Here is a 15,368-nt window from a genome sequence, read left to right as displayed (position 1 = left end):
CTTAGGTTTGTTCAGAACGATTGGCTCCGATCCCCAGAGTCTCAGCCATTCTGATCAGATCGGCCAGTGAGCGGGCACGCATCTTTCTCATTACGTGTCCCCGGTAGATCTTGACCGTAATCTCAGCGAGCCCAAGCTCAGCGGCTACCTGCTTATTCATCAGACCGGAAGCGACCAGCTTCATCACCGCCTGTTCGCGCGGGCTTAGGGTCTCAAATAGGGACTGCAGGGTTGCGACGGCTTGCTGGGCCTCCCGTCTTTTGCGGTCGCGCTCGGTCGCGGCAATCACCGCGTCAAGCAATTCCTGATCGCGAAACGGTTTGGTAAGAAAATCGACCGCGCCTCCTTTCATCGCCCTGACGCTCATGGGAATGTCGCCATGGCCGGTAATGAAAATGATCGGAATATGTATGTTCAACTTCGCCAGCTCAGTTTGGAACTCCAGGCCGCTCAAGCCGGGGAGCCGGACATCAAGAACCAGGCAGCTAACAACATCCGGAAGTGCGCTCTGCAGCATTTCGCGGGCCGATCCAAATGCAACGACGTCCAAACCTACCGATTGAAAAAGGTTGGTGAGCGACCGACGCATGGAGATATCGTCCTCGACAACAAAGACGATCGCCTTTGTCGAAGCCTCGGGTTTGCTGCTTGGCGAGTCAAAGCGTTGCGTCATGAGACGATCTCCTCATGCAACGGCAGGGCAAACTGGAATGTCACGCCCGGCTCCTGCTTGCGCACCACGGACAGTCGTCCTCCGTGAGCCTCAACGATCGACCGGCAGATCGAAAGACCCATTCCAAGGCCGCTGGATTTCGTGGTGAAGAAAGGCTCTAGCACGCGGTCCGCATCATTCTCGGCGATCCCGACGCCCCAATCTGTCACGGCCACCTGCACATGCCCCATATCGTCCATGGACGACTGAATCAGCAACTCACGCTTTCGGTCCCTGACTGCGTCCATGGCTTCGATCCCGTTCATCACCAGATTGATGATCACTTGCTGCAACTGAATCCGGTCACCCAGAATCATAGGCAGAGCTGCCGTCAGCTCGGTTCTTAACGCCACCTGGTGGCTCACCAGCTCTCGTGTCACCAGCACAATGACGTCCCTAACGACCTCGTTGATATCGAGCGGGACCATCTCGATCTCGCCCTTCTTCGCCAGAGCGCGCACGCGACGGATCACTTCGCTTGCCCGTATTGCGTCTTCGATGATCCACTCAACCGAAGAGCGCGCCGCCGATAGATCAGGAGTTTCGCGGCCCATCCAACCGAGGCACGCGTCGGCGTTGCTGATAATTGCGGCGAGTGGCTGGTTGATTTCATGGGCAATGGAGGTTGTCAGCTCTCCTAACGTCGTCACACGTGTCACATGCGCAAGTTCCGCCTGTGCCTTCCGCAACTGTTGTTCGGCTTGATCCGCGCGAATAATAGCGGTGATGTCGGTGCTGACGCCGCGGTAACCAAGGAACTTGCCGTTCGGATCAAAAAAGGGCTTGCCGCTCGTCCGAACGTAGATCGGAGATCCGACCCGGTTGACAGTACGGTAGACCAGATCCCGGAACGGCAGATGCGCCTCCAGTGTGGCCCGATGCTGCCGCCACTTCTCAGGTTCCTCTTCCACATCGCACGCAATGTCCCAGCGGAGCAGGCCCATCAATCCTGTCGCTAAGATTCCCGCAGTGCTGGTGTGCTCGGACAAGCGCGTAACCTGGTGATCTGGCCCGGTCTCCCAGAGCCAATCGGACGCCGTCTCGGCGTAATCGCGAAAGCGCTGCTCGCTTTCGCGCAGCGCAGCCAGTGTGTTTTCCAGGCGCTCTCTGGCGGCGTATTGCTCGGTCACATCCATATGCGTTCCGATCAGTTCGCTCACGCAACCATCGTTGCCGACCACGATATGCGCAACGGAGTGTATGCGCCTTATCCCGCCGTCTTTCAGAAGGATTCGAAAATCATACTCGAAGCGATCTTCCTTGAGCTCGATAGCCTGGCGCTGAACCTCCTGGAGCCCGGGGAGATCGTCTGGATGGATGCGCGAGCGAATGGTCTCTATCGATACAGTCTCTTGCGGATCGAACTCAAACAGACGATCGACCTCGGCGGAGCGATACACAAAATCGAGCCCATGAACGTCCCATGACCAACTGCCCGTGTGGCTGAGATGCTGGGCTTCGGCGAGATAGGCCTCACTGCGGCGCAGCTTCTGTTCTGCTTGCCGCTCCGCGGTAACATTCGTCGCTGCTCCGACAAACTCAATATCACCGCTGGCGGTTCTCGTGACTCGTGCCCGCGCATGGATGTGCTTCACCGAGCCGTCCGGCAGCAGCAGCCGGTATTCATGTTCGAAATCCTTCGGATCTCGCATCGCCCGATCAATGACCTCTTGAACCGAGGCCCGATCATCTGGATGGGTGCGCTCGACGACGAAGTCCGGCGACGGAACGGTCTGCGGGTCCAACTCAAATATTCGAAACGTCTCCTTTGACCAGAAGACCTCGCCGGTGACGACGTTCCAGCCGAAGCTGCCCGTATTGCTCAGCTCCTGCGCCTGGGCCAAATGTGCTTCGCTCCGCTGCAGGGCAAACTCGGTCCGCTTCCGTTCCGTGATATCTTCGCAGGATATCAGAACAATGGGCCGGTCATCAGCCCAAAGCATGGCTTTGGCATTTTCACGTACCCACAGTACCGAGCCATCATTCCTGACTTTCCGGGCCTCCCAGGTCCGCGATTGACCGATATCTTCAAGGCAGGCGCGAATGCATTCGCGAGCTAACTCGCGATCCTCCTCCAGAAAGACTCCCAGGATGGAATGGCCGATCAGTTCGGAACGCGCATAGCCGAGCTGTGCCGCGCCGAACGTATTGGTATTGAGAACGGTACCGGCTTCGTCGACCATGACGTACATGGCCGGATTGTGTTCAAAGATTGCTTGCCAGCGTTTCTCGCGGTCTTCCAAATCGGCCGCGCTGATCCGGAGTTTGGCTGCGGCCTCACGCGCGGCTTGGCTCTCTTGGCGGACTTTTCCCATCAGGTGCGTTCCAATGATCGAGACAATGAAGAACGCAACGACCACCGGAAGATCTTGTGGGTCATCGATCCGCAGACTGAACGCTGGCGGCGCAAAATAGTAAGCCAAAGCTACGATGGCCACGACACAAAGCGCGGATGACGCGATGAGGCTGCCCATCAACGAAAACAGCAATACGACCAACAAATAGGCGAACGCGGTCGCAGCGAACTGCGCGTGAAGGTACAAGCAAGCCAGCGTTACCACGGCCAACGTTATGCTGCCGAAGGTAAACTGAGGGGCTGAAACTTTCAAATTGCTGATCTGACTACGCATTTTTATATCGTCCGGGCTTTTCTCCGGCGGGAGAGCTATAACATTTTAGGCAAAAATGAGGCAATCCTTTCCGTGTCGACAGACGCTCGTACGCGGTTGCGAGATTGATTGCCTTCTTTTGAACTCAGCACGCGCCGAAGGAAGACGCATTACAAACGTACGTATAGTTGTCCTAAACCTTTCAATATTGCATCTGACCTCTGTACATCGAGGCTGGGTTGTCTGCTTTCCTCCGCCGCCGGTGACCTTTGGGGCAGGCATTCGAGGCTGCGGCCGAGGACCGCGACCCCGTGGCACCCACGACGAGGACAAGGACTTCAGTTCAGCCAGGACGTCGCGGCCGAAAAAGCAGGCCCCTCGTCGAACCCGGAAAGGCCAGGTGCAAGCTGCGGGACCACGCATCTCGCAACTGATCATGCGGACGGGAGGGCAATGTAATGTGCCGAGATAGCAGGGCGAAGTTATGCAACTGCTATCTATGCCTCGCGGCCATGTCCGCCCAGGCTCGGTGCCGACGAAGCGTCAGCCGGAATCCAGGGGGGGGTATATGAGGGCCGAGCCGATACTTGCTTCCGCGAGCTGCCTCGTCTCTGTCAAGGTGCCAATCTAGTCCGCGCTGATCACATCCATCGCGATCTGATACGCACCGTAGTACTGAGTTGCACGGAAGACGCTACCGCCTCGTCGGCCGGGCGAGGCAAGTGTGTTGACCACGCACCTGGGCATTTGTGGGCGGGCCAACACCTTGGTCCGTCAAGCTGGATACGTTCTTTCGCAGCCTTACTGTCTGGCTCGGCAATATTGCACAGGCGCCCGGCTGGCCAGAAGCCTGACCTCGAAAGACCACGCTTGAAAATGACTTTCTAAAACTGCAGCTCCTTATCGCGTGCGGTAACCCCTCACAGGCGACTGCCGAGGGCGTGACGCGGAGCAAGAGCTGCGTTCTGGGGATGCCGTGGGAGAAAGCTCGGATTCGCAGATCAGGCACGGTGCATGCCGACTTAAACTACGAAGAATCGTGAATGCGGTTGCGCTTGGATTCGACGCGTCTTGCAATGACGGCGACCAAGATCCGCGGCCTACCTCCCTGTGTCGACAGTGGTGAGCCGGTCGAGCCGAGCGTGCAACGTCGCGTGCTCAAGCTCGCCTTCCCACCAGGATACGAACACGGCTGCAATGCCATTGCCCGTGATGTTGGTAAGGGCGCGTACCTCGCTCATGAACTTGTCGATCGAGAACACGATTGCCATACCCGGTACCAGCGCTGGGTTGACGACCGACAACGTTGCGGCGAGCGTGATGAAGCCCGCGCCGGTGACGCCGCTTGCCCCCTTGGAGGTCAGCATTGCCACGAGCAAGATCGTGAGCTGTTGGCCAAAGGTGAGATCGACTCCGAGCGCTTGGGCAATGAACAATGTAGCAAGCGTCATATAAATGTTGGTGCCATCGAGGTTGAAGGAGTACCCAGTTGGAACCACTAGGCCGACCACGGGCTTGGAGCAGCCCAGCCGCTCAAGTTTCTCCATCAATTGCGGCAGCGCGCTTTCCGAGGAGGAAGTGCCGAGCACGATCAAAAGCTCGTCCTTGATATAGACAATAAACTTGAAAATCGAAAAGCCGACGATGCGCGCGATGACACCGAGCACCACCACGACAAAAAGCGCAGCCGTAACGTAAAATAGCGCGATCAGACCGATCAGATTGCCGAGCGCCGCCGGCCCGAACTTGCCAATCGTGAAGGCCATGGCGCCGAAGGCTCCGATCGGGGCCGCTTTCATGATGATGGCGATTACACCGAACACCGCGTGCGCGACGTCGTCAATCATGCCGCGCAGCCGCTCCCCGCGTTCTCCCAGCGCCATCATAGAAAAACCGAACAAGATCGCGAACAGGAGCACCTGCAAAACATCGCCGCGAGCGAACGCGCTGACCACGGTATCGGGAATGATATTGAGAAAGAAATCGACGCTCTTGGAGGCTTCCGCTTGCTTGACGTAATTGGCGACCGCTGCAGCGTCCGGCTTGACTGCAAGGCCATGACCGACTTGGACCAGATTACCCATAATAAGGCCCAACAGCAGCGCAAAGCTGGAGACGATCTCGAAATAGACCAATGCCTTGACGCCGACGCGACCGACTTTCTTTGCATCCTGAATGTGCGCGATGCCGGATGCGACGGTGCAGAAGATGATCGGTGCGATCACCATCTTGATGAGTTTGATGAATCCGTCACCGAGCGCCTTGACCCAATCGTTGGTCGCGACAGATGGCCACAGCCAACCGACCAAGGCACCAACCACAATGGCGATCAACACCTGGATGTAGAGGATCTTATACCAAGTCTGCGACGCGCGCGCGGGTGCCGCGGTTGCCATGGTGGTCATGACGCTTCCTTCCCGAATATACTCGAATGCAAGCCGCCGCGTCGTTGAGAGGCGACAGCATCATGCGAGGCTCGTTGTTTTAGCCGTGTCCGATTGAAGACGATCCGCGAGGCGGCGCGTCATCCCAAAGGCAGGCGTCCAGTTAGGTTATCTTTTTTCGCTAAGCAAGATATGCACCAGATGCCCGATCTGCGGCCAATCAAGTGTTCGGGGATAAACTCGCCATTGGCTCGATCCAAATGCTCGCACCGCGGTCGCAAGCCCGAACATGACGTGGCGGCATAATACGGATCTTTGGTCGGCTGGGCGTAGGGTGGGCACTTCTCGACCTAGAAGCCTAGCGTGATCGGTATGCGCTGACTGATAAGATTGATGCAACACTGCGTGAGATTGGTAAAATCGATAGTTTCGATCGTAGGCATTCACGCAATGGATGTCCGGCACATCGAAGATCTAGAACCCGATTGCCTACAAATTCTGAGATGGGAGCGCTGCATTTTCGCTACCGGCAAAGCATGTCCGATCGCTGGGCGTTTGTCTCCAGGTGAAGTGACCGCACAGTTCAGCAGACGGCGGACATCTGCTTGTGCGTACAAGAGCTCGCAGAGGTCTTCCAAGAAGAAGCAATCTTATGACCCTTGAAGTCTTCCGTCTGTTGCCGATTCAGTGGGCAACGTGGCACCTCAAGACGGGCTACCGTCGCCGCTGCTCGGCCTCGCGGTTGACCAGGGATATGGCGCCGCCAGCGTTGAATAGGGCTTCAAATCGAATGAGAACACCGCACATGCTGCGAAAGCTCCCGCATGTAGGCGCGCGCTACAAAACCGAATCGTCGTTCGATGAGAATCTCCGAGCACGGGCGCATGCAGCGCGGCTGCCGCGGCGCAACATGAATGGGCGCACTGATTCCATGGTTTTGATCGGATTGTCCAAGCATGCGCGATGCCTGAGCAACGCGCCTTCACGCCATCCGTGCGCATTGGGGGAGGGGCTGCCACTATCATAAATAGTGCAGAGGCGCGCTTCGGCAAATTGGCAGAGGCCATCACCGACTGTCGCGGCCGGATCGCACGGACTAATGGTGCCTTCAGCTTGGGTGTCGAATGTCGCCCATCGGATTTTGCTATCGCTTCGGGGCGCGCTTCTGCATGATATCGGCATTAATAAAGTGCCGCCATTCGCGCTGCCCATTTCTCCTGGAGGTACCAAGCTTGATCCGATCTCGGGCTACCGCGCGGCTGCTGCGCACGCTGGAGGTTGCGCTTATCTGGAGCCGCACGCTTGAGAAGCGACGTGCATATAGCGCAGGGCTGCCAAAGATCGCGGGCGCGACGCACTAGATGAATCGTGAGTGCGGGCCGGTCTCGGGAGTATGGCCTCCACGTCCGATCCCTGCAAAGGGGGAGGGCTATGCTGCCGGTCAGTCAGTGCGCCGTGCTGAGAGCCCGATCAGGTTAGGGACCCAGCAGATCGCCATATGAGGTCAACGCAGATTCTGGGGCGAGATGCGGTCGGGCATGCGCGCCGGCGAGGTCGAACTCAGCGGGTACTGCCGTTTTGCCGCGCGCTCGCTCGCTCCTGGACGTACTCAATGAATCCGGTTGCGAGGTGATTGCGTTGCCGGCGCGGCGAGTGTGGTGTTTGCGCCATCGACATCATCAAGATCGACGGTGAGCTTAATCACCGTGACGTCTTCTTCAGCGAGCCGCAGAAACGCGCGAACGAAAAGATCTGTGCATGTGTGTCTCGCGCCCCGGGGCACTATCACGGTCGATATGCGGCACCGCCCGGACGCTCTGTAGGTCGCTGCAAACCGTTTTCGGCGGCAAGTCCTGCCTCCGGCACAACAAGCTGCATGTCGCAAGGTTTTGCGCTCGTTTATCACGGTGCGCACATGATTACCGGATGAAGGCGTCGCTGCTTGGAGGTCCTTTGCGGCAACGTCCAGCAAGGTATGAATTCCGATACCCTTGCTACCAGCCGCGTCCATTGTCGTAAATGGGACTGTGGCGGGTCGTGCTTGCGCTCAGCCGCGCCCGCGTTCGAGCGAACTCTAAACGACCGGGGCAATTTTCGAAACAGAATCCACTTAAGGATCGCGTCGAGTGCCGTAAGATCCAATAATAAACCTGCGGGCGTCAAACTCTGCCGCATCATTGTGCCGTCGCTGTCTGCTCGGGAACGAAGATGCCGGAAACCTGACAGAGCGCAAGATCCACTCCACAGCGAACTCGTCGTCTGTGCGTATTTTCTCACGTTGAGACAAGAACGCACCACATTGCACAAGCGGCACAGGGATTGCTGAGCGGCACGGGGATTGCTGGGTGACGAGCGAGGAGCTGCCGCCGTCAAGACCGGTCGAAGTCGGCCCCGTGACAGGAGTTTCCTATGAAGTTTGCGACGCTGCTCTTGCTCGCGAAAACGACGCGCGTCAATGTAGTGGCCGCTGCGAAGGTCCGCACCACGAAGAGGCGTTGCGCGCCCCATGCCTCGGCGCGCCGGATGTGTTGGCGATCACTGTCCCGAGACGGCGACCGTCTCTCACTGGGGGGCTGACGCCTATGGATGCGTTTTCGGCAGAGATTTGGCAATCCGTTGCGCTTACGATCGAGCTCGCCAGCGTGACGACCATCATCCTCTTGGCGATTGGTGCGCCGCTCGCGTGGTGGCTAGCGCGTTCACATACTGTTCTGCGCGAGGCGGTGGCAGCGATCATCACCCTTCTGCTGGTGCTCCCGCCGACGGCACTCGGTTTCTGTGTTCTCGTGCTGCTCGGGCCCGGCGGACCTGGGGGGCTTCTCGCTTCTTTCTGGGGCGAGCGCTCGCTCGCCTTTACCTTCGCAGGAATCGTAGTCGGATCGGTGCTCTCGGCGCTGCCTTTGGTGGTGCAGCCGATCCGCAACGCCTTTGTTGCGATGGGCGACCCTCCGCTGGAAGCCGCGGCGCGGGTTTCTCCGTTGCATGCCTTCGTTACCATCGGTTTGCCGCTGGCGCGATTGGAGTTTGTCAAAGCCGCTGTGATTGGCTTTGCTCATACGATCGGCACATTCGGCGTCGTGATGATGATCGGCGGCAATATTCCTGGGCGCACCAAGGTGTTGTCAGCTTACGTCATAGACTACGTCCAAGCATCACGCTGGCGCGAGGCGAGTGTGGTTGCGGGCGGTATGGTGATGTTCGCTCTTGCGGTCATCTTCACCTTAGCTCTCCTAGACAGACGCGGTGCCACGAGAAGCACATGAGCGCAGGCGCGCCAGATCGGATCGAGTGGCTTTCGGCTTGTCAGACCAGACATGCCAGAGCTGGAGCAGCGCAAGCCAGCTCCGTCTATTGGCGAGGATAGAATGAACAAGCTTGTTATGGCCGCAGCGGTTGCTGGAATCAGCTTCAATTCGGTGCATTCAGCGCCTCTGCCCGAGGCCATGGCCGATGACGTGGGAGTTTCTCAGCAACGCCTTGCCAAGCTAGACGAGTTCTTCGATCGTGAGATCGAAAGCAAGCGCGTGCCGGGCGCGGTGGTTGCAATCGCCCGAGATGGCAAGCTGATCCATTACAAGGCGTATGGCCAACTTGATCCTGCAAAAGGATCGTCGATGCGGCTCGATGCGATGTTCGCGCTTGCATCTATGACCAAGCCGATGGTGGCCGTTGCCGGGCTCACCCTCATGGAGCAAGGTCGCCTGCCTCTACGGAGCAGGCTCACGGATTATTACCCGGAATTCGCAAACATGAAGGTCGCGGTGCCACGGCCTGACGGTTCGTTGAAGTATCAAGCGCAGAGTTCTCCGATCTACATCCACGATCTTTATCGGCACACATCAGGCCTCACCTATGGCGCGCCTCCAGATAGTCCAGACCAAGTGGCGCGTCTCTACCCGGATTTTGCAGCCCCGCCGCTAAAGGGTGACAAGCAGGCTTTCATCCAGGCCATTACCAAGTTGCCGCTAGCGCACCAACCGGGGACGGAATTCGAATACGGCTTCTCGACCGACGTGCTCGGAGCTATTGTGGAACAGGTCAGCGGACAACGATTGGGCGACTATCTTGCCAGCAACCTGTGGAAGCCGATCGGGATGCAGGATGCCACTTTCCATTTATCCACATCACAACGCGAGCGCCTCGCGCGTCCGTTTCCAGACGACCCGCTGACTGGAAAGCCTCAAGAGATCGAGCTCCTCGAAAGTCGGACAATGTTTGACTGCGGAGGAGCCTGCGCGTTTGCGACAGTCGGTGACTATGTGCGCTTCGGGCAAATGCTGCTAAACGGCGGGGAGCTCGATGGGCAGCGCATTCTTGGCCCGAAGACGGTGCGCCACATGATCTCCAACCACCTCGGGCCGGAGATCAAGAATAAGGTCGCCAATGTGGAGGCGCATCGTGCCGGCTTCGGCTTTGGACTCGGAGTGGCTGTGCGCATAAGCGAGGGTATCTCGGCGGTTCCGGGCAATCCAGGTGAGTTCACCTGGACCGGCGCTTACGGAACGCAATTTTTCTGCGACCCGAAGGAGCGTCTGATCGTGGTGGTCGGAACGGCCGCGCCCGGAGAAATCCGCAAGTACTATCGCGAACAAGTCCAGTACATCGTCTATGCTGGACTAATTCGATAATTCGCCCGGCGTTGAAAGAACCCGACGATAGTTTTGGGTGGTTGGAAACCGGCGTTGCCGCTGGACACCGATGACTGAACTCAGCGCCGGAGCTGCTATCGTCGCCCGGATTGCGCCGGTGCTCGGAGCGAACGTGACGCTTCCGGCATCGCGAAGAGACGCTCGCAGGCGTGTGCGGTGTCGTGATATGCTAAGAGGACCGCTGCTTGCCGTCGGTTGGCCCGCGCGATGCTCTCCTAGATGATCGCTTTAGAACATCAGACCGTGGCGTCCGATCCCTTGGTAATGCGGTGCGGCAGCCACATTGAATGACAGACAGATCGGACCGATCCGCCTTGCAGATCAAAGCATGTGCGCTGCGCGGCTCGGCATTGCGTTCTGTTCGGTGCCGGCCGGCCACTTTGGCGTGTTTCCGCAGTCGGACTATGACGCGGATCGAACCCCATTTGGCCCGCAGAGAGCAAGTCTGATTGAGATGGACGGTGCTCGTCAACTGCACCAACTCGTTCAACGACCGGTATGCGCGCGCGTGTTCCGATCGTGCAAAAGCGGGTATGACGTGGTCGCCCTGGATTGGCAAATCATCGTGCTGCTCTGTTGAAGTTCTCACATCGACGTTCAAAGCCCGACATCACTGGCGTGACAGGGCTCAACGGCGCGAGCTTGGGGCTTGCTGGCCGGCTCGCCGATAGGACAAGAGTCGAAAGGCTGGCTTGGCACCCAGTCAAGTGTTGCGCTCCGATGGCCTGTTTCTTGCTGCTGCGTCAGCGGTTCGTTACTGCCGGCGACGACTTACATGGAAGGGTTCATGAGTGGGGCAACGGAGACGCTTTACAGCGTGATCAGACGTCAGGGCATCACGCGTCGTAGTTTCCACAAATTCTGCAGTTTGACTGCCGCAAGCTTGGGACTTGGTTCGCTTGCCGCAAGCACTATTGCCGACGCCCTGGAGACCAAGCCGCGCGTACCCGTGATCTGGCTGCACGGGCTCGAGTGCACCTGCTGCTCGGAAAGCTTCATCCGCTCGGCCCATCCGCTGATCAAAGACACGCTGCTGTCGATGATTTCGCTCGACTATGATGATACGATCATGGCGGCGGCAGGAGAGCAGGCTGAAGCCATCCTGGAGGAAGCCCGCGCCAAGTATAAAGGCAAGTATGTGCTTGCGGTCGAAGGTAATCCGCCGCTGAAGCAGGGGGGCATGTTCTGCATTGACGGCGGCAAGCCGTTCGTTGAAAAGCTTAGGTCGATGGCGGAAGAGTCGATGGCGATCATCGCTTGGGGCACGTGTGCCTCCTGGGGATGCGTCCAGGCGGCCAAGCCCAATCCGACTGGCGCTGCGCCGATCGATCAGGTGATCAAGAACAAGCCGATCATCAAGGTGCCCGGGTGTCCGCCTATCGCAGAGGTCATGAGCGGCTTGGTGACTTTCATCACCACGTTCGGAAAGCTTCCGGAGCTCGATCGCCAAGGGCGCCCAAAGATGTTTTATTCCGAGCGCATTCACGACAAATGCTATCGACGTTCCCATTTCGACGCCGGCCAATTCGTCGAAGAGTGGGACGATGAGTGCGCGCGCAAGGGTTATTGCCTCTACAAGATGGGCTGCAAGGGGCCGACCACCTACAATGCCTGTTCGGCCCTTCGGTGGAACGGCGGTGTTTCATTTCCGATTCAATCCGGCCACGGCTGCCTCAGCTGCTCCGAAGACGGCTTTTGGGACAAGGGTTCATTTTACGACCGACTCACGACCATCAAGCAGTTCGGCATTGAGAAGAACGCCGATCAGATTGGTATGGCTGCTGCCGGGGTGGTTGGGCTGACCGTCGCCGCCCATGCGGCCGTCACCGCCGTGAAGCGGTTGACCAACAAGCCGGATCGCACAGCTCGACCAATTAAACGGAATTGAGAAGAGGGCGACGGTGGCCGGACAGATACCAAATGGGTTCAATCTCGATCGCTCCGGCAAGCGAATTGTCATCGATCCGTTGACGCGCATCGAAGGCCACCTGCGTGTCGAAGCCAATGTCGATGCCGACAACGTAATCCGCAATGCGGTTTCGAGCGGGACGATGTGGCGTGGCATCGAAGTCATCCTGCGCGGGCGCGATCCACGCGACGCCTGGGCGTTTACTGAGCGGATTTGCGGTGTCTGTACCGGCACCCATGCGCTGACCTCCGTGCGCGCGGTTGAGAATGCGCTAGGGATCACGATTCCGGAGAATGCCAATTCGATCCGAAACATCATGCAGCTATGCTTGCTCGTGCATGATCATCTCGTACACTTCTACCATCTGCACGCACTCGATTGGGTCGACGTGGTCTCTGCGCTCCAGGCCGTCCCCAAGTCGACCTCCGCGCTGGCGCAGTCCATCTCGCCGTGGCCGTTGTCGTCTCCTGGCTATTTTAAGGATCTGCAGATCAGGCTGACTAAATTCTTCGAATCAGGGCAATTAGGTCCCTTCAAGAACGGTTATTGGGGGCATCCGGCCTACAAGCTTCCAGCGGAGGCGAACCTGATGGCCCTGGCGCATTATCTGGAAGCGCTCGACTTCCAGAAGGAGATCGTCAAAATCCAAGCCGTCTATGGGGGCAAGAATCCGCATCCGAACTGGCTGGTCGGCGGCGTGCCCTGCGCAATCAACATCGACGGAACTGGTGCGGTGGGTGCGATCAACATGGAGCGCCTTAATCTCGTATCCTCGATCATCGACCGTTCGATCGAGTTTGTCGAGCAGGTCTATCTGCCCGACGTCGCAATGATCGGCTCGTTCTATAAAGATTGGCTCCATGGCGGCGGACTTTCAAGCAAAAGCGTAATGTCCTATGGCGACATCCTCGAAAACGCCAACGACTGTTCTTCGAACAATCTCAAGCTGCCGCGCGGCGTGATCCTTGATGGCAACCTCACGGAGATATTGCCGATCGACCATAGTGATCCGGAGCAGATCCAGGAGTTCGTCACGCATTCGTGGTATAAATACCCGCGCGATTGCTGTGGACTGCATCCATGGGATGGCATCACCGAACCGAGTTTCGAGCTCGGGCCAAGAGTCAAGGGCAGTCAGACTAATATCAAGGAACTCGACGAAGGCGGCAAGTATTCGTGGATCAAAGCGCCGCGCTGGCGCGGCCACGCCGTCGAGGTCGGGCCTTTAGCGCGATACATCATCGGTTATGCGCAGGGCAAAGCCGAGTTCAAGGAGCCGGCCGACAGACTGCTCAAGGGACTGAATCTTCCCCTGACGGCGATGTTCTCGACACTCGGCCGTACCGCGGCGCGGGCACTCGAATGTCAGTGGGCGGCGCATCAGCTGCGTTATTTCCAGGATAAGTTGGTCCTCCACATTAAGGCAGGCAATACGGCAACTGCCAATGTCACAAGATGGAAGCCGGAAAGCTGGCCCAAGGAGGCCATGGGCTACGGTTTTGCTGAGGCGCCGCGCGGTGCGCTTGGACACTGGATCAAGATCAAGGACACAAAGATCGACAACTATCAATGTGTAGTGCCGACGACATGGAACGGATCTCCTCGTGATCCCAAGGGTAATATTGGCGCCTTTGAAGCCTCGCTGATCGGCACCCCGTTGGCCGATCCGCTGCGACCCCTGGAGATCTTGCGTACGATCCATTCCTTTGATCCGTGCCTGGCGTGCTCGACCCATGTGATGAGTCTTGACGGCCAAGAAATGGCTTTAGTCAATGTTCGTTAGGGACATGCGAAACGAGGCTCGGCAGCCCCCCGCTGCCGTCGATGCGGCACTGACCGAGCGCGGCATCGGCCATCGCGGCGCCTACGTTTATGACGCGCCGGTGCGACTGTGGCACTGGGTCAATGCGGCGGCCATTCTGATGCTGGCCTTAACCGGCTATCTGATTGGAACGGGCACACCGGCGATGTCGGGACAAGCAAGCGGCAATTTCCTGTTCGGCTATATCCGACTTGCGCATTTCTCTGCGGGATATGTCCTTAGCGTCGGCTTTGTTCTGCGCATTTACTCGGCCCTGATTGGAAATCGACATGCCGCGCAGATCTTTTGTGTTCCGCTCTGGCGCGGGTGCTTTTGGCACGAGGTGCACCAAGAGATTCGCCGGTACGGGTTCCTTGCAGTTGAGCCCGACAGAAGCGTCGGGCACAACCCCCTGGCTCAGCTCGCAATGTTTCTTATGTTTACGCAAACCATCACGTTCATGATCGTCACAGGCTTTGCACTTTATGGGCAGGGCGCCGGTAGCGACAGTTGGCAGGACAGGCTGTTCGGCTGGGTGTTTTCAATCTGGCCGAATAGCCAGGACGTCCATACCTGGCATCATCTCGGCCTGTGGGTGATCTTGGTCTTTGTTCTGGTTCACATCTACGCAGTGATCCGGGAGGACATCATGTCGCGCCGGAGCATCTCCTCCATGATTTCGGGTGAGCGCGAGTTTCGCGATTGAATGGCACGCGGTTACCAGTTCCGGAGAACAAGCAACGGATCCTTGTACTTGGCATCGGCAATATCCTGTGGGCCGATGAGGGGTTCGGCGTGCGGGCGGTAGAGGAGTTCCATCGCCGCTATGTAGTCGCTGACAACGTCACCATCCTTGATGGCGGCACGCAGGGGCTCTACCTCGTGAGCTATCTTGAGCAGGCCGATTGCCTGATCGTGTTCGATGCTATCGACTTTGCACTCCCGCCCGGAGAGTTGAAGCTCATGCGGGATGCCGAGGTGCCAAAATTTGCTGGCGCCAAGAAGATAAGCCTACATCAGACCGGCTTTCAGGAGGTCTTGAGTGCGGCCGATCTGCTCGGCCGCTGCCCGCGAGAACTCGCTCTCATCGGATGTCAGGCGCTGGACCTGCAGCACTGGGGTGGTCCGCTGACAGCTCCGGTGCGCTTCCAGATTGCGCCGGCAATCGAGTTGGCTTGCAAACTCCTGACGCAGTGGGGCTCGCCGGCTGCACCGCGAACGGCGCCGCTGCCTGCATCAGAACGGCTGTTGGCGAACAGTATCGACCATGCAAGTTATGAGATGGGAGCGCAGCCGATCTAGCG

11 protein-coding genes are annotated in these 15,368 nt (G+C 58.2%); 8 read left to right on the top strand and 3 right to left on the bottom strand.

All coding sequences use genetic code 11. The annotated features are described in order from the left end of the window. Position 1: 1 nt before the first annotated feature. The 3 genes from CK489_RS39575 to dctA form a co-directional block, all read right to left on the bottom strand. Positions 2-673 (bottom strand): response regulator transcription factor, encoded by a 672-nt coding sequence (locus tag CK489_RS39575; RefSeq protein ID WP_050627288.1) that lies wholly within the window; start codon positions 671-673, stop codon positions 2-4. Then, positions 670-3,342, bottom strand: a complete 2,673-nt coding sequence (locus CK489_RS39570; RefSeq protein WP_095736110.1) for a PAS domain S-box protein — start codon at positions 3,340-3,342, stop codon at positions 670-672. The genes CK489_RS39575 and CK489_RS39570 overlap by 4 nt, the downstream gene beginning before the upstream one ends. Before the next feature lie 1,079 nt (positions 3,343-4,421). Beyond that, positions 4,422-5,726: a C4-dicarboxylate transporter DctA gene (gene dctA / locus CK489_RS39565; protein WP_050402929.1), complete on the bottom strand. Its 1,305-nt coding sequence runs from the start codon at positions 5,724-5,726 to the stop codon at positions 4,422-4,424. 1,612 nt (positions 5,727-7,338) lie between these two features. Here dctA and CK489_RS42980 point away from each other — a divergent pair. The 8 genes from CK489_RS42980 to CK489_RS39530 all read left to right on the top strand — a co-directional run bounded on the left by CK489_RS42980 (position 7,339) and on the right by CK489_RS39530 (position 15,366). After that, positions 7,339-7,635: a 2Fe-2S iron-sulfur cluster-binding protein gene (locus CK489_RS42980; RefSeq protein WP_502694173.1), complete on the top strand. Its 297-nt coding sequence runs from the start codon at positions 7,339-7,341 to the stop codon at positions 7,633-7,635. Positions 7,636-8,287: 652 nt separating this feature from the next. Further along, the gene (locus CK489_RS39555) at positions 8,288-8,968 is read left to right on the top strand and encodes a molybdate ABC transporter permease subunit (protein ID WP_095736109.1); all 681 of its coding nucleotides are present in this window, start codon (positions 8,288-8,290) and stop codon (positions 8,966-8,968) included. A 102-nt stretch (positions 8,969-9,070) separates the two neighbouring features. Further along, on the top strand, positions 9,071-10,333 hold the full coding sequence (locus CK489_RS39550) for a serine hydrolase domain-containing protein (protein ID WP_050627327.1): 1,263 nt from the start codon (positions 9,071-9,073) through the stop codon (positions 10,331-10,333). Between the two features lie 304 nt (positions 10,334-10,637). Then, positions 10,638-10,934: a hypothetical protein gene (locus CK489_RS41160; RefSeq protein WP_128089493.1), complete on the top strand. Its 297-nt coding sequence runs from the start codon at positions 10,638-10,640 to the stop codon at positions 10,932-10,934. A gap of 207 nt (positions 10,935-11,141) precedes the next feature. Next, complete coding sequence (locus CK489_RS39545) at positions 11,142-12,242, top strand: hydrogenase small subunit (RefSeq protein WP_095736211.1); 1,101 nt, start codon at positions 11,142-11,144, stop codon at positions 12,240-12,242. A 13-nt stretch (positions 12,243-12,255) separates the two neighbouring features. Next, positions 12,256-14,046 carry a nickel-dependent hydrogenase large subunit gene (locus tag CK489_RS39540; protein WP_050627286.1) on the top strand — a complete coding sequence of 597 codons (1,791 nt, stop codon included), beginning with the start codon at positions 12,256-12,258 and terminating at the stop codon, positions 14,044-14,046. A gap of 4 nt (positions 14,047-14,050) precedes the next feature. After that, positions 14,051-14,770: a Ni/Fe-hydrogenase, b-type cytochrome subunit gene (cybH, locus tag CK489_RS39535; RefSeq protein ID WP_050627325.1), complete on the top strand. Its 720-nt coding sequence runs from the start codon at positions 14,051-14,053 to the stop codon at positions 14,768-14,770. Then, a complete protein-coding gene (locus CK489_RS39530) occupies positions 14,767-15,366 on the top strand; it encodes a HyaD/HybD family hydrogenase maturation endopeptidase (RefSeq protein WP_095736108.1) in 600 nt (199 codons plus the stop codon). Before cybH ends, CK489_RS39530 begins: the two co-directional genes overlap by 4 nt. Positions 15,367-15,368 lie beyond the last annotated feature (2 nt).

Origin of the sequence: Bradyrhizobium sp. UFLA03-84 (genome assembly GCF_002289535.1) — a bacterium.
Classification (GTDB): domain Bacteria; phylum Pseudomonadota; class Alphaproteobacteria; order Rhizobiales; family Xanthobacteraceae; genus Bradyrhizobium; species Bradyrhizobium viridifuturi.
This window is presented reverse-complemented; position numbering and strand designations above follow the sequence as displayed.